The 22895-nt window shown below is 61.4% G+C and carries 19 protein-coding genes; 15 read left to right on the plus strand and 4 right to left on the minus strand.

The window, feature by feature from the left end:
• Positions 1-561: biotin/lipoyl-containing protein (locus PCLY_RS01015; protein WP_331711336.1), on the minus strand; the 561-nt coding region annotated here is incomplete at its 3' end.
• Positions 562-572: 11 nt separating this feature from the next.
• Positions 573-3218: a pyruvate dehydrogenase (acetyl-transferring), homodimeric type gene (gene aceE / locus PCLY_RS01020; protein ID WP_061237389.1), complete on the minus strand. Its 2646-nt coding sequence runs from the start codon at positions 3216-3218 to the stop codon at positions 573-575.
• Positions 3219-3489: 271 nt separating this feature from the next.
• Here aceE and glnE point away from each other — a divergent pair, with 271 nt between their 5' ends.
• The 15 genes from glnE to PCLY_RS01090 all read left to right on the plus strand — a co-directional run bounded on the left by glnE (position 3490) and on the right by PCLY_RS01090 (position 20975).
• Positions 3490-6432 (plus strand): bifunctional [glutamate--ammonia ligase]-adenylyl-L-tyrosine phosphorylase/[glutamate--ammonia-ligase] adenylyltransferase, encoded by a 2943-nt coding sequence (gene glnE / locus PCLY_RS01025; RefSeq protein ID WP_061237390.1) that lies wholly within the window; start codon positions 3490-3492, stop codon positions 6430-6432.
• A gap of 64 nt (positions 6433-6496) precedes the next feature.
• Positions 6497-7420, plus strand: coding sequence for a branched-chain amino acid transaminase (locus PCLY_RS01030; RefSeq protein WP_061237391.1), 924 nt, complete (start codon positions 6497-6499; stop codon positions 7418-7420).
• Between the two features lie 201 nt (positions 7421-7621).
• Positions 7622-8665 carry a lipopolysaccharide heptosyltransferase II gene (gene waaF / locus PCLY_RS01035; RefSeq protein WP_061237392.1) on the plus strand — a complete coding sequence of 348 codons (1044 nt, stop codon included), beginning with the start codon at positions 7622-7624 and terminating at the stop codon, positions 8663-8665.
• Between the two features lies 1 nt (position 8666).
• Entirely contained in the window at positions 8667-9671 is a 1005-nt protein-coding gene (gene waaC / locus PCLY_RS01040) for a lipopolysaccharide heptosyltransferase I (protein ID WP_061237393.1), read from the plus strand.
• 9 nt (positions 9672-9680) lie between these two features.
• Positions 9681-10805, plus strand: coding sequence for a glycosyltransferase family 4 protein (locus tag PCLY_RS01045; protein WP_061237394.1), 1125 nt, complete (start codon positions 9681-9683; stop codon positions 10803-10805).
• Complete coding sequence (rfaP, locus tag PCLY_RS01050) at positions 10802-11608, plus strand: lipopolysaccharide core heptose(I) kinase RfaP (protein WP_061237395.1); 807 nt, start codon at positions 10802-10804, stop codon at positions 11606-11608. Before PCLY_RS01045 ends, rfaP begins: the two co-directional genes overlap by 4 nt.
• Positions 11608-12342, plus strand: a complete 735-nt coding sequence (locus tag PCLY_RS01055; RefSeq protein ID WP_061237396.1) for a lipopolysaccharide kinase InaA family protein — start codon at positions 11608-11610, stop codon at positions 12340-12342. The genes rfaP and PCLY_RS01055 overlap by 1 nt, the downstream gene beginning before the upstream one ends.
• Positions 12339-13082 carry a lipopolysaccharide kinase InaA family protein gene (locus tag PCLY_RS01060; protein WP_061237397.1) on the plus strand — a complete coding sequence of 248 codons (744 nt, stop codon included), beginning with the start codon at positions 12339-12341 and terminating at the stop codon, positions 13080-13082. The genes PCLY_RS01055 and PCLY_RS01060 overlap by 4 nt, the downstream gene beginning before the upstream one ends.
• Entirely contained in the window at positions 13082-14527 is a 1446-nt protein-coding gene (locus PCLY_RS01065; protein WP_061237398.1) for a lipopolysaccharide kinase InaA family protein, read from the plus strand. Before PCLY_RS01060 ends, PCLY_RS01065 begins: the two co-directional genes overlap by 1 nt.
• A 12-nt stretch (positions 14528-14539) precedes the next feature.
• Positions 14540-16294, plus strand: coding sequence for a carbamoyltransferase family protein (locus PCLY_RS01070; RefSeq protein WP_061237399.1), 1755 nt, complete (start codon positions 14540-14542; stop codon positions 16292-16294).
• Positions 16281-17399 carry a glycosyltransferase gene (locus PCLY_RS01075; RefSeq protein WP_061237400.1) on the plus strand — a complete coding sequence of 373 codons (1119 nt, stop codon included), beginning with the start codon at positions 16281-16283 and terminating at the stop codon, positions 17397-17399. Before PCLY_RS01070 ends, PCLY_RS01075 begins: the two co-directional genes overlap by 14 nt.
• 27 nt (positions 17400-17426) lie before the next feature.
• A complete protein-coding gene (locus PCLY_RS24285; RefSeq protein WP_082767989.1) occupies positions 17427-18308 on the plus strand; it encodes a DUF6625 family protein in 882 nt (293 codons plus the stop codon).
• Positions 18309-18310: 2 nt separating this feature from the next.
• Positions 18311-19456, plus strand: coding sequence for a glycosyltransferase (locus PCLY_RS01080; protein ID WP_061237511.1), 1146 nt, complete (start codon positions 18311-18313; stop codon positions 19454-19456).
• Entirely contained in the window at positions 19453-20337 is an 885-nt protein-coding gene (locus tag PCLY_RS01085) for a glycosyltransferase (RefSeq protein ID WP_061237401.1), read from the plus strand. The genes PCLY_RS01080 and PCLY_RS01085 overlap by 4 nt, the downstream gene beginning before the upstream one ends.
• Before the next feature lie 2 nt (positions 20338-20339).
• Entirely contained in the window at positions 20340-20975 is a 636-nt protein-coding gene (locus tag PCLY_RS01090) for a CatB-related O-acetyltransferase (protein ID WP_061237402.1), read from the plus strand.
• On the opposite strand, the gene PCLY_RS01095 is transcribed toward PCLY_RS01090, so the two are convergent.
• The gene (locus PCLY_RS01095) at positions 20958-21602 is read right to left on the minus strand and encodes a BUD32 family EKC/KEOPS complex subunit (RefSeq protein WP_061237403.1); all 645 of its coding nucleotides are present in this window, start codon (positions 21600-21602) and stop codon (positions 20958-20960) included. The two genes, PCLY_RS01090 and PCLY_RS01095, sit on opposite strands and share 18 nt — an antisense overlap.
• A complete protein-coding gene (locus PCLY_RS01100; protein ID WP_061237404.1) occupies positions 21602-22783 on the minus strand; it encodes an O-antigen ligase family protein in 1182 nt (393 codons plus the stop codon). Before PCLY_RS01100 ends, PCLY_RS01095 begins: the two co-directional genes overlap by 1 nt.
• Between the last annotated feature and the right edge of the window lie 112 nt (positions 22784-22895).

Consider the following 22895-nt stretch of genomic DNA (forward strand, 5'->3'; position numbering starts at 1 on the left):
CGCTACCTTGAGCTTGAGGATCAGGTCGCCGGTGCCGATTTCATCGTCCAGCTTGACCTGCACTGACTCCACCACGCCGGCAGCCGGCGAGGGGATTTCCATGGAGGCCTTGTCGGACTCCAGGGTGATCAGCGACTGGTCGGCTTCGATGCGGTCGCCGGCCTTGACCATGACTTCGATGACCTTGACCTTGCCGTCGGTGCCGATATCCGGCACGTGCACGTCCTGCACGCTGCTGCTGGCAGCGGCGGGCGCGGCTGCCGGAGCGGCCGCTTTCGGTGCTTCGGCTGGCGCTGCTTCGGCTTTCGGCGCAGGCGCCACGTCTGCGGCTCCTTCGACTTCCAGCACCAGCAACTCGTCGCCTTCCTTCAGGCGGTCACCGATCTTGACCTTCAGTTCCTTGACCACGCCGGCCTTGGGCGAGGGCACTTCCATGGAGGCCTTGTCGGATTCCAGGGTCAGTACGCTCTGGTCGGCTTCGATACGGTCGCCGACCTTCACCAGCAGTTCAATGACCTCGCCTTCACCGCCGAGGTCGGGTACGCGAATCAACTCACTCATCGCTACGCTCCTTAGCAGTCCAGGGGGTTGGCTTTGTCGGCGTCGATGCCGAACTTGGCGATGGCGTCAGCCAGCACCTTGGCTTCGATCTCGCCACGGTCGACCAGGGCTTCCAGAGCGGCCAGCACGACCCAGTTGCGATCCACTTCGAAGAAGTGACGCAGCTGCTTGCGGCTGTCGCTGCGGCCGAAGCCGTCGGTGCCCAGGACCTTGTATTCCTTGCTCGGAACCCACTGACGAACCTGTTCGGCGAATAGTTTCATGTAGTCGGTGGAGGCGATGACCGGACCCTTGCGACCGTTCAGGCACTGCTCGATGTAGGTCTTCTTGGGCTTCTGGCCCGGGTGCAGGCGGTTGCTGCGCTCCACGGCCAGGCCGTCGCGACGCAGTTCGTTGAAGCTGGTGACGCTCCATACATCGGCGCCGATGTTGAACTCGTCGCGCAGGATCTTCGCCGCCTCGACGACTTCACGCAGGATGGTGCCGGAACCCAGCAGTTGCACGTGGTGCGCGGCTTCCTTCTTGTCTTCCTCGAGCAGGTACATACCCTTGATGATGCCGTCTTCCACGCCCTGCGGCATGGCCGGCTGCTGGTACGACTCGTTCATCACGGTGATGTAGTAGAAGATGTCCTGCTGCTCTTCGGTCATCTGGCGAATGCCTTCGCGGATGATCACGGCGAGCTCGTAGCCGTAGGTCGGGTCGTAGGTGCGGCAGTTGGGGATGGTCGCTGCCAGCATGTGGCTGTGACCGTCTTCGTGCTGCAGACCTTCACCGTTCAAGGTGGTACGGCCGGCGGTACCGCCGATCAGGAAGCCACGGGTGCGGCTGTCGCCAGCGGCCCAAGCCAGGTCACCGATACGCTGGAAGCCGAACATCGAGTAGAAGATGTAGAACGGCAGCATCGGCTGGTTGTGGCAGGAATACGAAGTACCCGCGGCGATGAAGGAGCTCATGGCGCCGGCTTCGTTGATGCCCTCCTCGAGGATCTGACCTTTCTTGTCCTCTTTGTAGAACATCACCTGGTCTTTATCGACCGGCTCGTACAGCTGGCCGACCGAGGAGTAGATGCCGAGCTGACGGAACATGCCTTCCATACCGAAGGTACGGGCTTCGTCCGGGATGATCGGGACGATGCGCTGGCCGAGTTCCTTGTCCTTGACCAGTTGCGCGAGGATGCGCACGAAAGCCATGGTGGTGGAGATTTCGCGGTCGCCCGAGCCATCGAGGATAGCCTTGAGGGTGTCCAGCGGCGGCGTCGGGATGCTGAAGCTCTGCTGGCGACGCTGCGGGACGAAACCGCCCAGCGCGTTGCGGCGCTCGTGCAGGTACTTGTACTCGGGGCTGCCCGGCTCCGGACGCACGAACGGCAGGTTTTCCAGGTCTTCGTCCTTGACCGGGATGTCGAAGCGGTCGCGGAACTGACGCAAGCTGTCGACATCGACCTTCTTGGTGTTGTGCGCGGTGTTCTTCGCTTCACCGGCGCCGGTACCGTAGCCCTTGATGGTCTTGGCCAGGATCACGGTCGGCTGGCCGCTGTGGTTCACGGCCTGATGGTAGGCCGCGTAGACCTTGTACGGGTCGTGGCCACCGCGGTTGAGCTTCCAGATCTCGTCGTCGGAGAGGTCCTTGACCATCTCCTGCAGCTCGGGGCTGTTGAAAAAGTGCTGGCGTACGTACGCACCGTCTTTGGCCTTGTAGTTCTGGTATTCACCGTCGACCACTTCGTCCATGCGGCGCTGCAGGGCACCGTCCTTGTCCTTGGCGAACAGCGGATCCCAGAAGCGACCCCAGACCACCTTGTTGACGTTCCACTGGGCACCACGGAACACGCCTTCGAGTTCCTGGATGATCTTGCCGTTACCGCGCACCGGGCCGTCGAGGCGCTGCAGGTTGCAGTTGATGACGAAGATCAGGTTGTCCAGCTTCTCGCGGCCAGCCAGGGAGATGGCGCCGAGGGATTCCGGCTCGTCGCACTCGCCGTCGCCCATGAAGCACCAGACCTTCTGCTTGCCGGCCGGGATGAAACCGCGTGCTTCCAGGTACTTCATGAAGCGCGCCTGGTAGATCGCCTGGATCGGGCCCAGACCCATGGAAACGGTGGGGAACTGCCAGAAGTCCGGCATCAGCCAGGGGTGCGGGTAGGACGACAGACCTTTGCCATCCACTTCGCGGCGGAAGTTCTTCATCTGGTCTTCAGCGATGCGACCTTCCATGAAGGCGCGGGCGTAGACCCCAGGGCTGGCGTGGCCCTGATAGAACACCAGGTCGCCGCCGTGTTCGTCGGTCGGGGCCTGGAAGAAGTAGTTGAAGCCGATGTCGTACAGCGTCGCGGAAGAGGCGAAGCTGGAGATGTGGCCGCCCAGGTCCGGGTCGTCCAGGTTGGTGCGCATCACCATGGCCAGGGCGTTCCAGCGCACCAGCGAGCGGATGCGGCGTTCCATGAACAGGTCGCCGGGCATGCGAGCTTCATGGGTAACCGGGATGCTGTTGCGGTAAGGCGTGGTGATCGCGTAGGGCAGTTGCGCACCGCTACGGGTGGCCAGCTCGCCCAGACGGGTCATCAGGTAATGGGCACGGTCTTCACCCTCACGGTCGAGGACGGATTCAAGGGCGTCCAGCCATTCCTGGGTTTCGATCGGATCGAGGTCTTGCATGGCTTGCTCCAGGGCGGAAAGGCTTCCAGAATCGGAGGCCAGTTGGGTCTCACCGGCTTTTTGGGCGGGCGAGTTGAAATTCTTGGATTTACCGGGGGTAGGACCGGCCGTATGTAGTTTTACTACATTTCGACGGCGGATTCAGCCCTCTGGATACAATTCTTTCGTAGTAAAACTACAATCCGCGGCACCGCCGGCCGCGCGTGCCCCGCTGGAGCGGGGCTGCGGGCGATTGCACCGTGCGTCCGGCAGTCCGCCAAAAGGATAGACCATGAGCCTGCCGTTGCTGGTCGAGTTGCCCCCCTCCCTCGTATCCCTGGCCGAGCGCGCCGAAACGTCGTTGCAAAGCGCCTTGGCCGAGCATGAGACGCTGGCTCAGCGTGTCGCTGCCTGGCCCCGCGAGCGGCACGATGCATGGCGGCAGGTCTCGGCCCTGAGCGACTTCGTCGCCGAGCAGGCTCAGCGTGATCCGCAGATGTTCGTCGCGCTGGCGGAGTCCGGTGAGCTGGAGCGCAGCCTGGCGCCTGGCGAGCTGCGTCAGCAGCTGGAGGCTCAGTTGTCCGAATGTGCTGATGAGGACGCGCTGGGGCGCAGTCTGCGGCGTTTTCGCAATCGTCAGCAGCTGCGCATCATCTGGCGCGACTTCAGCCGCCAGGCGGCGCTCGGTGAAACCTGTCGCGACCTGTCCGATCTTGCCGATGCCTGCATCGACCTGGCCTATCACTGGCTGTATCCGCGGCACTGCACGCAGTTCGGTACGCCGGTGGGGCGGCGCAGCGGTCAATCGCAGCATATGGTCATCCTCGGTATGGGCAAGCTCGGCGCGCATGAGCTGAATCTGTCCTCGGACATCGACTTGATCTTCGGTTACCCGGAAGGCGGCGAGACCGAAGGGGTGAAGCGCCCGCTGGACAATCAGGAGTTCTTCATTCGCCTGGGGCAGAGGCTGATCAAGGCGCTGGATGCGATCACCGTCGACGGCTTCGTGTTCCGCACCGACATGCGCCTGCGGCCCTATGGTTCCAGCGGTGCGCTGGTGTTCAGCTTCAATGCGCTGGAGCAGTACTACCAGGATCAGGGCCGCGACTGGGAGCGCTACGCCATGATCAAGGCGCGTGTGGTCGGCGGCGATCAGGCAGCAGGTGCCGAGTTGCTGGAGATGCTGCGACCTTTCGTCTATCGCCGCTACCTGGATTTTTCCGCCATCGAGGCGCTGCGTGCGATGAAGCTGCTGATCCAGCAGGAGGTGCGGCGCAAGGGCATGAGTGACAACATCAAGCTCGGTGCCGGCGGAATCCGTGAGATCGAGTTCATCGCCCAGGCCTTCCAGCTGATTCACGGCGGGCGTGATCTCAGTCTGCAGCAGCGGCCGTTGCTCAAGGTGCTGGGTACGCTGGAGGGGCAGGGCTACCTGCCGCCAGCAGTGGTCACCGAAATGAAGGAAGGCTACGAGTTCCTGCGCTACACCGAGCACGCCTTGCAGGGCATTGGTGATCGGCAGACGCAGATGCTGCCGGCCGATGCGCAAGATCAGGCGCGCGTGGCGGCAATCATGGGTTTTGCTGACTGGGCGAGTTTTCATGAGCGCCTCATGCACTGGCGCGGGCGCATCGAATGGCATTTCCAGCAGGTGATCGCCGATCCTGATGAGGATGAGTCGGATGCTGGCGAGGCCAGTGTCGGCGCCGAGTGGCTGCCTTTGTGGCAGGGGGCGCTGGATGAAGAGGCGGCTGCGCAGCAACTGCTGGAAAGCGGTTTCGTCGATGCTGTCGCCGCTTGTCGGCGCCTGGCCGATCTGCGTAACGGTCCGCAGGTCCGCGCCATGCAGCGTCTGGGGCGCGAGCGACTGGATGCCTTTATTCCGCGTCTGTTGGTGCAGGCGGTGGAGCATGATGCCCCGGACCTGGTGCTGGAGCGGGTGCTGCCTCTGGTGGAAAAGGTGGCCCGGCGCTCGGCCTACCTGGTGCTGTTGACCGAGAACCCCGGTGCGCTGGAGCGGTTGATCAGCCTCTGCGCAGCCAGCCCGTGGATTGCCGAGCAGATCGCTCGTTACCCGCTGTTGCTCGACGAGTTGCTCAACGAAGGACGCCTGTATTCGCCGCCGCTGGCGCCGGAGCTGGCGGCCGAGCTGCGTGAGCGGCTGATCCGCATCCCCGAGGAAGACCTGGAGCAGCAGATGGAGGCGCTGCGCCACTTCAAGCTGGCGCACAGCCTGCGCGTGGCAGCCTCGGAGATCGCCGGTACGCTGCCGTTGATGAAAGTGTCGGACTACCTGACCTGGCTGGCCGAGGCGATTCTCGATCAGGTGCTGGCCCTGGCCTGGCAGCACACGGTGCAGCGTCATGGTCGGCCGTATCGTGCCGACGGTACGCCCTGTGATCCGGACTTCATCATTGTCGGCTACGGCAAGGTCGGCGGTCTGGAGTTTGGCCATGGCTCGGACCTGGATCTGGTGTTCATCCACGACGGCGACCCGCAGGCTGAGACCGATGGTGCCAAATCCATCGATGGTGCGCAGTTCTTCACCCGCCTGGGGCAGCGCATCATTCATCTGCTGACCACCCAGACCACCTCCGGCGCGCTCTATGAGGTGGACATGCGCCTGCGACCTTCTGGCGCAGCCGGGCTGCTGGTCAGTTCGCTGGGCGCTTTTCAGCGCTATCAGGAAACCGAGGCCTGGACCTGGGAGCACCAGGCGCTGGTGCGGGCGCGGGTGCTGGTGGGATGTTCGCGTCTGGCCGGCGAATTCGCTCGCGTACGGGCCGAGGTGCTGGGGCGTCAGCGTGATGTCGAGGCGCTGCGGGTCGAGGTCAGCGAGATGCGCGCGAAGATGCGCGACAACCTTGGCAACAAAAATACCGCGGCCGGGACGGCGCCGAATGCCTTCGAGGCCACGTCCTCCTTCGATCTGAAGCAGGATGCCGGTGGTATCGTCGATATCGAATTTATGGTGCAATACGCGGCTCTGGCCTGGTCGTGGCAACACCCGCAGCTACTCGAGTTCACCGATAACATCCGCATTCTGGAGGGTCTGGAGCGGGTCGGATTGATGGGCGCCGAGGATGCCGCATTGCTGCGCGAGGTCTACAAGATCTATCGCTCGGCTGCTCATCGCCAGGCGCTGCAGAAGCAGCCCGGTGTGGTGCCGGGCGATCAGTTCCAGGATGAGCGTCGCGCCGTGATGCGCCTGTGGCGTCAGCTGGGGCTGAGTTGAATGGCAGGGGCTGCGGCCCCACCTAATTGTTCGAACCGTGAAGCGAATTTGAGGAGCAGGCAAGATGTCGATGTCCGACCGTGATGGCGTGATCTGGTACGACGGCAAACTGGTGCCGTGGCGCGAAGCCAACACCCATGTGCTGACCCATACCCTGCACTACGGCATGGGCGTGTTCGAGGGCGTACGTGCCTACAACACCCCGGACGGCACCGCGATCTTCCGCCTGCAGGCGCACACCGACCGTCTGTTCGATTCCGCGCACATCTTCAATATGCAGATCCCTTTCACCAAGGAAGAGATCAACGAAGCCCAGCGCGCTGCAGTGCGTGAGAACGGCCTGGAAAGCGCCTACCTGCGCCCGATGGTGTTCTTCGGCAGCGAGGGCATGGGCCTGCGCGCCGCTGGACTGAAAGTGCACGTGATCGTTGCCGCCTGGCACTGGGGCGCCTACATGGGCGAAGAAGCGCTGGAGGCCGGCATCAAGGTGCGCACCAGCTCCTACACGCGCCACCACGTCAACATCGCCATGACCCGTGCCAAGGCCAACGGCAACTACATCAACTCGATGCTGGCCCTGCAGGAAGCCATCTCCGGTGGCGCCGACGAAGCCATGCTGCTGGATCCGGAAGGCTACGTGGCCGAGGGCTCGGGCGAGAACATCTTCCTGGTCAAGGACGGTGTGGTGTACACCCCGGAAGTGACTTCCTGCCTCAACGGCATCACCCGCAGCACCATCCTCACCCTGGCCGACGAGCACGGCGTCAAGGTGGTGGAGAAGCGCATCACGCGCGACGAGGTGTATATCGCCGACGAGGCCTTCTTCACCGGCACCGCTGCCGAAGTCACGCCGATCCGCGAAGTCGACGGGCGCAAGATCGGTGCCGGCCGCCGCGGTCCGGTCACCGAGAAGCTGCAGAAGGCCTACTTCGACCTCGTTACCGGCAAGACCAGCGGCCACGCCGAATGGCGTACGCTGGTCAAGTAAGCGATTCCTCGAAGGCCCGACGGGGAGGCTTCAGGAGTCTGTCGGCAATCTTGCGAGCTAGAGTCAGGCTAGGCGCGACAGGGGGAGGCGTGAGTTTACTGCGGTAAATGAACGCCCAAGGCCCTTTTGCAACGACGCATGACCGACGCGCAGCTGATTGCAGGTAGGCTCTGAGCCTCCCCGGTTGTTTTTGGATAAGGCATGAAAATACTGATCATCGGCCCTAGCTGGGTAGGCGACATGGTGATGGCGCAGACTCTGTTTCAGTGCCTGAAGCAACGCCACCCTGCGTGCGAGATCGACGTGCTGGCACCGGACTGGAGCCGGCCGATCCTCGAGCGCATGCCCGAGGTGCGCGCCGCGCTGAGCCTGCCGCTGGGGCATGGCGTGCTCGATCTGGCCAGCCGTCGGCGGATCGGCAAGTCGCTGGCCGGTCAGTACGACCAGGCGATCCTGCTGCCCAACTCGCTCAAGTCCGCGCTGGTGCCCTGGTTCGCCGGTATCCCCAAGCGCACTGGCTGGAAGGGCGAGATGCGCTATGGCCTGCTCAACGATATCCGCACGCTGGATAAAGACCGCTATCCGCTGATGATCGAGCGTTTCATGGCGCTGGCCTATGAGCCCGATACGCTGCTGACCCAGCCTTACCCGCAGCCGCGTCTGCAGATCGATGAGTCCAGTCGCGACGCCGCGCTGGCCAAGTTCGGCCTGCAACTGGACCGGCCGGTGCTGGCGCTGTGTCCGGGCGCCGAGTTCGGCGAGGCCAAGCGCTGGCCCGCCGAGCACTATGCCAAGGTGGCCGAGGCCAAGATTCGTGAAGGCTGGCAGGTCTGGTTGTTCGGATCGAAGAACGACCATGCCGGTGGCGAAGATATTCGCCTGCGTCTGATTCCGGGCCTGCGCGAGGAAGTCAGCAATCTTTCCGGGCAGACCAGCCTGGCCGAGGCCATCGACCTGATGTCGGCGGCCACCGCCGTGGTGTCCAACGACTCCGGGCTGATGCACGTCGCTGCCGCCCTGAACCGTCCGCTGGTGGCGGTCTATGGCTCCACCTCGCCGCAGTTCACCCCGCCTTTGGCCGATCGTGTCGAGATCGTCCGCCTGGGGCTGGAGTGCAGCCCCTGCTTCGAGCGTACCTGCCGTTACGGTCACTACAACTGCCTGCGCGAGCTCAAACCGCGTCCGGTGATCGAGGCGCTGGATCGGCTGGTCGGCGAAGCCTTGACCCTGGTCGAGGGCGACTGATTTGCGGGTGCTGATCATCAAGACCTCGTCGCTCGGCGACGTGGTGCATACCCTGCCGGCATTGACCGATGCAGCCCGTGCGATTCCTGGCATCCGTTTCGACTGGGTGGTCGAGGAAGGTTTCGCCGAGATTCCGGCCTGGCACCCGGCGGTTTCTCAGGTGATTCCCGTAGCCATTCGTCGCTGGCGCAAGCATCCGCTGCGCACCTGGCGCAGTGGCGAGTGGGCGCGCTTCAAGCAGCGGCTGCGCGAGACCCGCTACGACCTGGTGATCGACGCTCAGGGTCTGCTCAAAAGTGCCTGGCTGACGCGCTATGTGCAGGCGCCAGTGGCCGGGCTGGATCGCGACTCGGCGCGCGAACCGCTGGCCAGCCGTTTCTATGCCCGGCGTTATGCGGTCGCCAAGGATCAGCATGCCCTGGAGCGGGTGCGCCAGCTGTTCGCCAAGGCGCTGGGCTATCCGCTGCCGCCTGGTACCGCCGATTACGGGCTGAACCGCGCGGCGATGATGGATACTGCGGCGCCGCCCTACCTGGTGTTTCTGCACGGCACCACCTGGGCCAGCAAGCACTGGCCGGAAGCCGATTGGCGCGCTCTAGCCGAGCGCATGGACGAGCTGGGCTGGGCCGTGCGCCTGCCCTGGGGCAACGAGGCGGAAAAGGCGCGTGCCGAGCGTATCGCTGCCGGCCTGAGGCATGCCGCCGTGTTGCCGAAGTTGAACCTGGCCGGCGTGGCCAAGGTGATTGCCGGCGCCAGCGCCTGCGTTTCCGTCGATACCGGGCTCGGCCATCTGGCTGCAGCGCTGGACGTTCCCAATATTTCCCTTTATGGCCCGACCCTGCCCGGCAAGGTGGGCGCCTATGGCCGTAGCCAGATTCACCTGTGCGCCAGTGGCCCTGGGGCTGGCGGCGGTGATCGTGACAAGCCTTGCTTCGATGGCCTGGGCGCCGAGCGCGTCGGTCTGGAACTGGAGGCGCTGTTGCTTGCGCCTCCCGGCACCCTTTAAGGAGCGGCTATGCAACTGGCCTTCGTTCTCTACAAATACTTCCCGTTCGGCGGGCTACAGCGCGATTTCATGCGCATTGCCCTAGAGTGTCAGGCGCGTGGTCATGCCATTCGCGTCTACACGCCGATCTGGGAAGGCGACAACCCCGGCGGCTTCGACGTTCGCGTGGCGCCGGTGCGCGCGCTGTTCAATCATCGCCGCAACGAGAAGTTTACGGCCTGGTTGCAGGCGGATCTGGCGCGCGATCCAGTCGACCGGGTGATAGGTTTCAACAAGATGCCCGGCCTCGACGTCTACTACGCCGCCGACGGCTGCTTCGAGGACAAGGCGCAGACCCTGCGTAACCCGATCTACCGGCGCTGGGGTCGCTACAAGCACTTCGCCGACTACGAGCGTGCAGTGTTCGCGCCGGAGTCGAAGACCGAAATCCTGATGATCTCCGAAGTGCAGCAGCCGCTGTTCATCAAGCACTACAAGACGCCGCTGCAGCGCTTCCATCTGCTGCCGCCCGGCATCGCCCAGGATCGTCGTGCGCCGGCCAATGCCGCAGAAGTCCGTGCCGAGTTCCGCCGTGAGTTCAAGCTGGCCGACGACGACCTGCTGCTGGTGCAGATCGGCTCCGGTTTCAAGACCAAGGGCCTGGATCGCAGCCTCAAGGCGCTGGCCGCGTTGCCGCGTGAGCTGCGCAAACGCACTCGCCTGATCGCCATTGGCCAGGACGACCCCAAGCCATTCCTGCTGCAGATCAAGGCGCTGGGGCTGTCCGATCAGGTGCAGATCCTCAAGGGGCGCAGCGACATTCCGCGCTTTTTGCTCGGCGCCGACCTGCTGATCCATCCGGCCTACAACGAGAACACCGGCACCGTGCTGCTGGAGGCGCTGGTGTCCGGGTTGCCGGTGCTGGTCACCGATGTCTGTGGTTATGCCCACTACATTGCCGATGCTGATTGCGGCCGCGTACTACCCAGCCCCTTCGAACAGGAACGGCTCAACCGTACCCTGACCGATATGCTCGCCGATCCGGAGCGCCGCGCGTTCTGGGGGCGCAACGCGCTGGCGTATGCCGACAGTGCCGATCTGTATTCGATGCCGAAGAAGGCTGCCGACGTGATCCTGGCGGAGAAGCATGCGTGAAGCTGATGCTCGCTGAACCCTTCAAGACCCTGTGGGCAGGGCACGACGCCTTCGATGCTGTGGAGGCGCTGCAGGGGCAGGTCTACCGTGAGCTGGAAGGGCGCCGCACCTTGCGTACCGAGGTCGATGGTCATGGCTATTTCGTCAAGATTCATCGCGGTATCGGCTGGGGTGAGATCGTCAAGAACCTGCTCACGGCCAAGGCGCCCGTACTGGGCGCGGCGCAGGAGTGGCAGGCGATCCAGCGTTTGACCGAGGCAGGTGTGCCGACCATGACCGCAGTTGCCTATGGCGAGCGCGGCAGCAATCCGGCGCGGCAGCACTCGTTCATCGTCACCGAGGAGCTGGCGCCGACCGTCGACCTGGAGCAGCTCAGCCTCAACTGGGCGCAACAGCCACCCAAGCCGGCGCTCAAGTGGGCGCTGATCGAGCGAGTGGCGCAGATGACCGGCACCATGCACCGCGCGGGGGTCAATCACCGCGACTGTTATATCTGCCACTTCCTGCTGCACACCGACCGGCCGATCCAGGCCAGCGACCTGCGCCTGTCGGTGATCGACCTGCACCGTGCCCAGGTGCGCGACGCCGTACCCCGCCGCTGGCGTGACAAGGATCTGGCTGCCCTGTACTTCTCGGCGCTGGATATCGGCCTGACCCACCGCGACAAGCTGCGCTTTCTGCGTGCCTATTTTCAGCGGCCCCTGCGCCAGGTGCTGCGCGAGGAGGCGAGCCTGCTCGCCTGGTTGGAGCGCAAGGCAGTGAAACTGTATGAACGTAAGCAGCGTTACGGAGATGCGCTCTGATGGCGAGCTGGATCCTTGCCCCTGAGTACCATGCCCTGACCGAGGACTTCGGCTCTCTGGAGGCTGTTTTCGCGATCAAGGGCGAGCGGCTGACCAAGGACCCATTGTCGGAGGTCATTCGTATCGAGCGTGATGGCGTGCATTACTACGTCAAACGCTACTGGGGAGCGGGTAAAGGTCTGCGCCGCTATCTGGGGCGCCCGCGGGTCAAGGCCGAATGGCAGAATCTCAAGTTGTTCGCCAAGTGGGGCATCCCGACGGCGCCGATCGTTGCGCATGGTCTCCAGCGCAAGGCGGGGGCTTTCGTGCGTGGAGCGCTGGTGACACGCGAGCTGGAAAATACGCTCGATCTTGCTGCGATCGCCAATCGTGATGACCCGCGCCTGGCTGATCGGTCGTGGGTTCTGCGCGTCAGTCAGCAATTGGCCAGGGGCACGCGGACGATGCATGAGCACCACTTCACCCACAACGACCTGAAGTGGCGCAACCTGCTGGTCAATGAAAAGGCCGAGTTGTTCTTCATCGACTGCCCCACCGGCAGTTTCTGGTGGGGGCCGCTATTGCGTTATCGGATCATCAAGGATCTGGCCTGTCTCGACAAAGTGGCCAAGCGCGTGCTGTCGAGAACGCAGCGTCTGCGTTTCTACCTGCAATATCGCGAGTGCAACCGGCTCAGTGGTGCGGATAAGCAACGCGTCCTGCAAATCCTGAAGTTTTTCGAGGGCCGGGAATGAGCGACTTCATCGCGGAGCAGGATCGCGCCCTGCTCGAGCGTCACGGGTTAGCCAGTTTCGATGCGTTGTGGGCGTTGAAACTGGAAGCCGTGGACGAGCCCAATACCGAACGTGGCGGCTGGAGCAGCGTATATCGCCTGGAACTGGACGAGCGCGCCTTCTACCTGAAGCGGCAAAGCAATCACTTGACGCGCAGTCTGCTGCATCCCTTCGGTGAGCCGACCTTCGCGCGCGAGTTTCGCAATATCCGTCGTTACACCGAGTTGGGCATTCCGGCACTTCAGGCGGCCTATTTCGCCGAACGCCGTTTGCCGGGCGAGCGCCGTGCCGTCTTGCTGACTCGCGCACTGGACGGCTGGCAGGACCTGGAACAATGGTTGACCCGATGGTCTGCACTCGACGGTGCCAGGCGTGCGTCCATTCTTCATGCCTGTGGCCGTCTTGCGCGCTGTTTGCATCAGGCGGGACAGATGCATGGCTGTTTCTATCCCAAGCATATCTTCCTGCGCGAGCTGGAGGGCGTGTTCGAGGCGCAACTGATCGATCTGGAGAAAACCCGTCCTTTGCTGTTGGGGCAGCGTGATCGAGTCAAGGATATCGAGCCCCTGTTGCGCCGTGCCAGAGTCTGGAACGAGGCTGAGGTGCGTGAGCTGCTGGGGGCCTATCTGGGCGATGAGGGCGCTGTCGATGCCTGGTGGCGGCAGCTTGCTGCTCGGCAGCGCTACAAGGAGGCGCGTTGATGCAACTGGTTGAGTTGAGCCAGGCCGGCCGCACACCTGATTTGCCGCTGACATTGCAGGTGGCGTGCGAGCCGCTGGTGCTGGAGCGTCTGCTACGTGTGCTGCCAGGGCAGCGCTATGTCGGCGTTGCGCGTTGGCAGGGGCGTCCGGTGCTGGCCAAGTTGCTGGTTGGCGACAAGGCGCAGCGGCACTTTCTGCGCGAACGTGAAGGCGCCGAGTATCTGGCTGGCCAGGGGCTCGTCACGCCCAGGCTGCTGGCTCAGGATTTCATCGTCGGGCAGGGCGGTTGGTTGCTGTTCGAATACCTGGAGAGCGCACAGAGCCTCTGGGATGCCTGGGGTGAAGCAGCTCGCGAGCCGCTGTTGAGCGACGCCCAGCAGAGCGTGCTGGCCGAAGCGCTGACGGCAATCGGGCAGATGCATGCTCAGGGCCTGTGGCAGGCCGACCTGCATCTGGACAACCTGTTGCGCCATGAGGGCCGCCTGTTCCTGATCGACGGCGGTGGCGTGCGCTGCGAAACAGCAGGGCAACCCCTGTCGCGGGCACGAGTGCTGGAAAACCTCGGGGTGTTCTTCGCTCAGCTGCCGGCCGAGCTGGACCTTTACCTGGAAGAGCTGCTGATCCACTACCTGCTGGCTAACGGCGAGCACGCGCTGCCGCTGGAGATGCTGCAGGCCGAAATAGCCAAGGTGCGCCGTTGGCGCCTGCGCGATTATCTGAAGAAAGCGGCGCGTGATTGCAGTCTGTTCGCCGCACGCATTGGCGCCTTTGGCCTGCGTGTGGTGCGCCGCCAGGCCGAGTCCGCCCTGCAGCCGCTGCTGGCTGATCTGGATGCTCGGACCGACGCCGGACATATCTACAAGACCGGTGGCGCCGCTACCGTCGCGCGTGTGGAGCTCGACGGCCGGCCGCTGGTGGTCAAACGCTATAACGTGAAAAACCTGCTGCACTGGCTCAAGCGCTTCTGGCGTCCCAGTCGTGCCTGGCATAGCTGGCGCGAGGGCAATCGCCTGCAACTGCTGGGCATCGCCACGCCGACGCCGCTGGCGGTGATCGAGCGGCGGTGGTGCTGGCTGCGCGGTCGCGCCTACCTGATTACCGACTATTGTGGCGGGCAGGATATAATCGCGCGTTTTGAGGCATACAAGCAGGCAACGCCCCCGGAAAGCGACCTGCTGGCACTTGATCGATTGTTCGCTGCCCTGCAGCGCGAACGCATCAGTCACGGTGATTTCAAGGGGCACAACCTGTTCTGGGATGACGCCCAGGGCGCCTGGTCGCTGATCGACCTGGATGCCATGCGCCAGCATCGCAGTACGCGCAGTTTCGCCCGGGCCTATGCTCGCGACCGCGCCCGTTTTCTGCGCAACTGGCCGGCGGACTCCGCCCTGCACCAGTTGCTCGACCAACGTTTACCGCAGGTGCCTGGCACCTGCCCGAATTAGAGGCTCAAACCTGTGGCACTGACCATTCTCGGCCTGTCCGGCGCCCTCAGTCACGATCCGTCCGCCGCGCTGTACATCGACGGCAAACTGATCGCGGCCGTGGAAGAGGAGCGCTTCGTGCGCGACAAGCACGCGAAGAACCGCATGCCCTACGAGTCGGCCAAGTTCTGTCTGGAACAGGCGGGCATCAAGCCGTCGGATGTCGACGTGGTGGCCATTCCCTTCGCCCCCATCAGCATCTTCGAGAAGGCCCGCTGGCAGTACGCCAAGCGTTACGCCTACGCGCCGGATCGCGCTCTGGACGCCATCCTGTTCGGCAACCGTCGCTACCACCGCTACAAGAAGCGTATCGAGTGGTGCCTGGTGCAGCTCGGCTTTGACCTGAAGAAGGTCAAGATCGAGCCGGTCGAGCACCACCTGGCGCACGCCTCCAGCGCCTACCACTGTTCGGGCTTCAAGGAAAAGACCGCGATCCTCGGTATCGACGGCAAGGGCGAGTACGCCACCACCTTTTTCGGCTACGGCGAGAACGGCAAGATCCACAAGATCAAGGAGTTCTTCGATCCGGATTCGCTCGGTGGCCTGTATGGCGCGATCACCGAATACCTGGGCTTCGAGATGCTCGACGGCGAGTTCAAGGTCATGGGCATGGCGCCCTACGGTGACGCCGCCAAGTACGATTTCTCGCGCCTGGCCAAGTTCGAGAATGGCGAGCTGATCATCAACACCGAGTACGCCAACGTCATCGGTTTCCGCCGCTACAAGGAAAACGGCAAGGGCTACTACTTCTCGCCCAAGCTGATCGAATGGCTCGGGCCGAAGCGTGAAGGCGACATCGCCGACGACCCCTACATCCATTACGCGGCCAGCATGCAGGCGCTGTTCGAGAAGCTGGCGCTGCAGATGATGGAGTACTACCTCGGCGACATCCTCAAGGAAACCGGCAAGATCGCCTTCGCCGGCGGCTGTGCGCTGAACGTCAAGCTGAACCAGAAGATCATCGCCCGCGACGACGTCAAGGAACTGTTCGTACAGCCGGCTTCCGGCGACGCCGGTACCGCCGTTGGCGCCGCAGCTTACGTGTCGAACCAGCGCGGCGTGCCGGTGGAGAAGATGGAGCACGTCTATCTCGGCCCGTCCTACTCCAATGAAGACGTCATCGCCGCTTGCGCCAGGCACCCGAATCAGCCGGTGTTCAAGCGCATCGAGAATACCCCCGAGCGTATCGCCAGAATCATGGCCGACGGCAACCCGGTGGCCTGGTTCCAGGGGCGCATGGAGTTCGGCCCGCGTGCTCTGGGTGGCCGCTCGATCATCGGCTGCCCGAGCGTGCCGGGTGTCGCCGACCGTATCAATGAGCAGATCAAGTTCCGCGAGCGCTGGAGACCCTTCTGCCCGTCGATGCTCGATACCGTGGCGGCTAAGATGCTCAAAGTCGACCATCCTAGCCCGTTCATGACCTTCACCTTCGAGGTCAATGAGGAGTGGAAGGAGCGCGTCGGTGAGGTGGTGCACGAAGACGGCACCTCGCGCGCCCAGGTGCTGGAGCGCCGCTTCAATCCGCGTTGGTACGACCTGATGCTGGAACTGGAGAAACTCACCGGCAACGGCGTATCGCTGAACACGTCGCTCAACCGCCGTGGCGAACCGATGATCTGCTCGCCGACCGATGCGCTGAACATGTTCTACGGTTCGGATCTGCAGTACCTGATCATGGAAGACGTGCTCGTGGTCAAGGATGGCAAGGATTGGTATGACGGCGTCTGAGCCGACTGCCAGCCAGGCGCAGCGCTGGGTTCTGCAGTTCTGTCACGGCTATGACGGCCCCTTTCTGGATTGCGCACGGCAGTACGCCGTGCTGTTCGAGGGCACGCCGTACAAGGTCTGCACTGTCTATCTGACCGGCGCTCCGTCAGCGGAGGTCGAGCGCGGCTCGGCTTCCGACGAGGTGATCTTCCTCGATTACTCCAGTGCACAGGTGCGTGGCTTGAAGCTGGCGGCGATTCGCGATTTTCGCCGCATCGCCGCGTCGCGCGACTTCGCCCTGTGCATCGCTCACCGCTTCAAGCCGATCTACGTGGCGCTGCTCGGCAGCGATCTGCCGGTGATCGGTGTGCATCACGCCTTCGGCGACTACAAGCGCCGTTCCCGTCAGCTGTTCGCCAACTTCTTTCGCAAGCGTCTGGCATTGCTGGGCGTTTCCAACGCCGTACGTGACGATATGCGCGCCTGTCTGCCTGACTGGTCGGCCGAGCGTATCGAAACGCTGTACAACCGTATCGATGTCGAGGCGGTACAGGCCGAGCAGGTTTCTCGCGAGCAGGCTCGCGAGCGTCTGGACTTGCCACAGGGTGCCTGGGTGGTTGGCAACGTCGGCCGACTGCATCCGGACAAGGACCAGGCCACATTGATCCGCGGCTTCGCCCAGGCATTGCCGCAGCTGCCGGATGGCAGCTTGCTGGCGATTATGGGTACTGGTCGGCTGGAGTCTGCGCTCAGGGCACTGGCGTTGGAGCTGGGCGTCAGCGAGTCCGTGCGTTTTCTTGGTCAGGTGGCGAATGGACGGCGCTATTTCAAGGCCTTCGATGTCTTCGCGCTGACCTCCGATCATGAGCCGTTCGGCATGGTATTACTGGAGGCGATGGCCGCAGGAGTGCCAGTCATATGCAGCGATTGTGGCGGTGGTCGAGAGGTGGTGGATGGCGAAGGTTTGCTGGTCGCATTCGGTCAACCTGCTGCGTTGGCTGGGGCGCTCCGTGACTGTTCCCTGAGCCCGCTCGATCCCTCGTTACCTGCGCGTAGATTGAGTCTGTGCTTTAGTGATCAGGCGGCACGAGTGCGCTTCTGGGCGTTCGATTGGCTGTCCCAATAACTTGTCTTGTTCTGACTGTATTCCCGGATCGTTACTGTGAGCCCTAGCATTTGCTTCATCATTCCGTATTTTGGGCGCTGGCCGTTCTGGATGCCTTTGTTCTTGGAAAGTTGCAGAAGTAATCCGGATATCGACTGGTTGCTATTCAGCGACTGTGGTGAGCCGGATAACTTGCCGGCCAATGTTCGTGTTGAGCCGGTGACGTATGCAGATTATTGCTCTTTGGTGTCGGTGCGCTTGGGCATAACGTTTACGCCGCATAACCCCTACAAGCTTTGTGATCTGAAACCTGCTCTAGGCTATATCCATGAGGAGCAGTTACGGGGATATGATTTTTGGGCGTTTGGCGATCTCGATCTGATCTACGGACGCTTACGTCAGTACTTCTCTGACGAGCGACTTGCACGTTACGACCTTTACTCCACCCATGCTCGGCGTGTGTCGGGTCACTTATGCCTGATTCGTAATACCGAGGCAATGCGTAGAGTCTTCATGCGTATGCCGTCTTGGCAGGAACGCTTGGGGGATCAAGAGCATCATGCGCTTGACGAGGGAGCATTCAGTCGCCTGTTCTTATGGCGAAAGAATTTTCCAAAGCCGCTTTTCAACTTGGTGGGGCGTTTCAACCCCTTGCGCCGGCGCAGTGAGTTCGTTGAAGCATTCAGCACCCCAAATGGCTGTATACCTTGGATTGATGGAGGCTTTCATTTTCCTGATCGCTGGTTCTGGCGCGATGGCTGCCTGACTAACGATCAGGACGGTGATCGACAGTTTCCTTATTTCCACTTCGCCATATGGAAGCGAGGTGAGTGGTCTGACAAGGCGTCTCCCTCGCAGGAAACGATGCATGCATTGGCCGGTAAGCGAGCCTGGATGGTAAGTGAAGAAGGATTTTCGCAATGGCAATGAGCATGGCGCGTCGTATCAAGGTTTTGCAGTTGCATCCTGACTACAACATCAAGACGCACGATTTTGCTGATTTGGGGGAGCAGATTTTTCACGCCCTTCCTTCTGAGCGCTTCGAGACAGTCAATGCGTTTCTCCGGGGACGGCCGACTACCGGTCAGCCGGAGAGTCGTGCTGAGCGTTCTGTTTACTTCGAGTTCTCCGATGCACAGCTCAAGGGCATGCGCATTCGTGCTATGTGGCGGCTATTTCAGTACTGCCGCAGCGAGCGCTTCGATGTAGTGATCTGTAATCGCTTCAAGCCCGTGAACATGATGTTGATGCTCAATCGCTGGCTCAAGATTCCCCTTTGTATCGGTATCGCCCATGGTTTTGGCGAATACGATCGGGCCTATCGTCGTCAGCAGACTGCTCGCCTGGTCAGCCCCGCTTGGCGTTTCGTGGGTGTTTCTCCTGCGGTTAAGCAGTACCTCTTGGATTGTCAGTGCGGCTTCACTCCGAACAACACCGTTGCGATAACCAATGCCATCGATATCGTGCAGGCCGAAAGTCTGCAGTTATCACGTGACCAAGCGCGTTCTCAGTTGGGGCTCGAGTCCAATGTGCGGATTGTCGGTGCATTGGGGCGACTGGTCCCGGTAAAGGGGCACATACATCTGATCCGTGCTTTTGCGCAGATTGCGCAGCGCTATCCAGATGTACAGCTGGCAATCATCGGGGAGGGTCGCGAGCGCGACCGCTTGCTACAGGAAGTGGAGCTTCTTGGTTTGCAAGGGCGTATCCATTTGCTTGGCTTTCGAGATAACGCTCTACGCTATGTGCGGGCGTTCGACATATGGGCCATGCCCTCTTTGGCGGAGGGCCTGGGCTTGGCGTTGCTTGAGGGGATGAGTGGGCGGCTACCGGTAATCGCGAGCGATGTCCCTGCCATGCTCCCGTTGATCCAGGGAGCTGGTGGTATCGCTGTTGCTCCGGCAGACGTCGAGGGGCTGAGCCAGGCCTTGGATGAGTATCTTTCCCTCAGTGATGAGCAGCTTCAGATCAAGGGCGAGCAGTCTTACAGCTACTTGAACAGAGAGCACGATATTGACGTGTTTCGCCAGCAGTATCTGGAGTTGATCGAATCTGCGCTGAACGAGGTGAGGAAATGACGGAGCAACTGCCATTGGTCACGGTGGTGATCGCTTCATACAACCATGCGCCCTACATCGAGCGCTGCATTCTCAGTGTCGTGCAGCAGACATACCCGAATATCGAGTTGTTGGTGATCGATGACGGCTCCACGGACGACAGCGTGGCGCGAATCGAACGTTTGCAGCAAGAATATGGATTCGAGTTTCGTGTCCAGCAGAACAGGGGTTTGACGCATACGCTCAATGACGCGGTTTCACGCGCCCAAGGCAGCCTGATTGCTCCATTCGGCTCGGATGACATCATGGTGCCGGAGCGTATAGCCAAGCAGGTCGCTTACATGCGGGATAAGCCGGAAGTCGGGATCTGTGCCGGCAATATCGAGTTGATCGATTCGGACGGTCATCTGTTTCCTGAGTCTCGTCAGCGTCGAGATATAGCGTTTCGTCGACTGGATTTCGATGACGTGTTCATGGAGCGTAAACCCTATCCGCCAGCGCCCACGCTACTGTTTCGCAAAGAAGCGTTGGAACGGGTAGGGGGGTTCGATCCTGAGATCCGGTTAGAGGATCTGCTTATCGAACTCAAGATCACTCATGCAGGTTATTACATCGACTGTCTTGGCGAGGTGTTGGCTCAGTACCGCAAGCATGGCAGTAACTCCTCCAAGAACACCCCGTTCATGGTGGATAGCATTCTGCGTACTTATGCCTTGTTCAAGGACCACCCTCAATACGAGTTCGTCAGGACTCGGTTTCTCAGCTCTATGTTCCTGAAGTGTTCCAATCGAGACCGTGATTACGCGCGGCAGTTGCTCAGGCAGATTCCGTTGCGTAGATGGAACAAGAAAACCTGGCGTGGGCTGGGGCGTCTTTTTTTCTCGCCTCTGGAGAAGAACTGATCATGGGTTTCTGGGCAAGATTTCGAGAGCGTCGGAGCAAGCGTGCGATCCGTAAGCTGCCGAGGCTGTATCGCGGTCAGGCCCGCTTTCTCCAGCGCTATCCTCACTACTCGATAGGTGTAGGCAGTTATGGTCTACCCATCGTCCATGACTGGAGTGAGGGCGCTACGCTTCGTATAGGTGCGTATACATCCATCGCTGAGCAGGTCGAAATATTTCTCGGTGGGCATCATCGTACCGAGTGGGTTACGACTTACCCGTTCCCGGCCATGATTGACGAGGCTGCGGATATTACCGGCTATGCCTTCACTCGCGGTGATGTCGTGATTGGCAGTGATGTGTGGCTATGTACTGGGGCAATGATTCTTTCTGGCGTGACCGTGGGCGATGGTGCGGTGGTCGCTGCTGGTGCCGTGGTGAGCCGAGACGTGGCTCCATACTCGATTGTGGCTGGTAATCCAGCGAAGCACATCCGGTGGCGTTTCAGCGAGCCAGTCAGGGAGGCGCTCCTGGCTGCAAGGTGGTGGGAATGGCCTGAAGACGAGGTGCGTAAGGTCAGTGCGCTACTGTGCAGTGAGCGGCTGGATTCTTTTCTTGAGTACGTGGAGCGACGTGCTGCGTCACTCCGGCCTCAGTAGCAGCGCTTGAGCAAGGCGAGGGGCGTATTGGCGGTAGCCATCGATGAGGGCGTCCTTATGCAACTTGAACAGCCACTCCTCGTCCTGCTCGTAGCGACGCATGTGCTTCAGATTGCGTTGGCGCATGCTCAGGTTGAGTGGGCGTCGTCCAAATTTCATGTCAGCGACATCTATCAGGCCGAGGGCGCCATCAGGCATCACCAGTACGTTGCCCAAGTGGATGGAGCGGAAATAGACGCCCTTCTCATGTAGGCGCGCCAGCAACTGCCCGAACTGGTTAATCAACAGGCAGCGCTGTTCCGGCTGTGCCTGCTCCAGGGCCTGTCTCAGTGTTTCGCCCGGAAGTGGCCAATAGTGCACGGCAGTCCCGTTCACTTCGTCCTCTACGCGGTAGACCTCGATTATCTGTGGTGCAATAAAACCTAGGCTCTGTAGTCGTCTGGCATTGTCTGCGAAGCGCTTGGCGTAGGGTTTCAGGGTTTCGCTGGAAAACAGTCGACGTATACGGAATAGCTTAAGAAAACTGCTGTCCTGCAGGCGGAGGACTTTGGGGCCGAGCCCGTCTTGCTCCAATACGCTGGAGCCGAGCATCAGTGCCTGCAGTTGTTCCTCTGACAGGCGCTGCATCAAAGTGCATGCTCCTGTTTGCGTCCGATACTTAGCGCTGCCACCAGTGCCAGCGGAATCCAAGTCAAGAACCAGTGTTCTTTGGGGCGGGGAAGAATTCCCCCTCCTTCGGTAAGGCCTGCGCCCAGTCCGTAAACAACCAACGCACCAGCGATGATGAAATACAAGTCACTGCGTCGTCGCCAGCAGGTCCAGAGTGCCGCACCGTGCATGAGCGCCCAGCAGAGGGCGCCGATTACGCCGGTATAATAAAGCACGCCTAGAAAGAAACTATGAGGTTCGCTGAATGAGTAGTGAATACCAGGAACATTGATCGCGAGATGCGCATCGAAGCCGTGCCCGGTCCATGGTTGTAAGCGAATCTGCTCCAGCGCCAATTGCCAGATTTCCAGGCGGTAGGATGTGCCTCGGTTAAGCAGGCTTTCAGGGAAGGCCAGCAGAAGGATAATCAACCCGCAAGCGCCGGCGCAGGCGAGCAGGAGTGCGCGTTTGTTCCAACAGCAAAGCATCAGCCAGGCCGCCGCAAGTGCAGCTGCGACAAGCGGAGTACGGGAGCCCGTTGCAAGTAGCGTCACTGATAGTACCGCCAGCGGAATTAGCGCGAAGCAGTAGTACCGCGACGAGGAGGTCATGACCCAGCCAAGCCATATCACGCAGAACAAGCCAAATACATGCGAGCTCAGCAGTGGGTTATCCAACGCTCCGCTACCTACCAGGCGAGCGCCGGGGGTGTAGTGGGTAGCGAAGTCGACTAATCCATACGCCGCTATAGGAATAATTGCCAGCGATGCCAGAGACAGGACCAAAAGCAGGCGCGAGCAGTTGCGTTGGGTCATCAGCATGCAGGCTGTGAAAAGCATGAAGATATAAAGCGGTCTCTTGGCAAGCGAGGCAAAGGAATCTTCGGTGCCTGACCAGGAGATGCTGATCAGTGCCCAGGCTGAGAAGGCAAGAAACAAAAGAGTGACGGGTTCACTCAGTTGCAGGGCAATCTGCTTGGGCTGCATCACGATCGCAATCAGTGCTGGTGCTGCCATCAGAGCATAGAAGAGCTTGTGATACTGGCTGCGATCATCCAGCCAGGTCAGCCCGGTCAGCAAACAGAAATAGCCGATTGGTAAAATCCATTCGCTAATGAAGTTCGATGTATTGCGCGGCCATGCGCCCAAGGAAAGCGACATTGATCCTGTATTCCCCGATTCTGATTCGAGGCGCGATTCTACGGGATACCAGTGGATTTTTCGCGCATCCATGACGCGGCAGGGGGCTGTGATAGTATTCGCCCCTGTTCTG

Origin of the sequence: Ectopseudomonas composti, from assembly GCF_001567565.1 — a bacterium.
Taxonomy (GTDB): Bacteria; Pseudomonadota; Gammaproteobacteria; order Pseudomonadales; family Pseudomonadaceae; genus Aquipseudomonas; species Aquipseudomonas composti_A.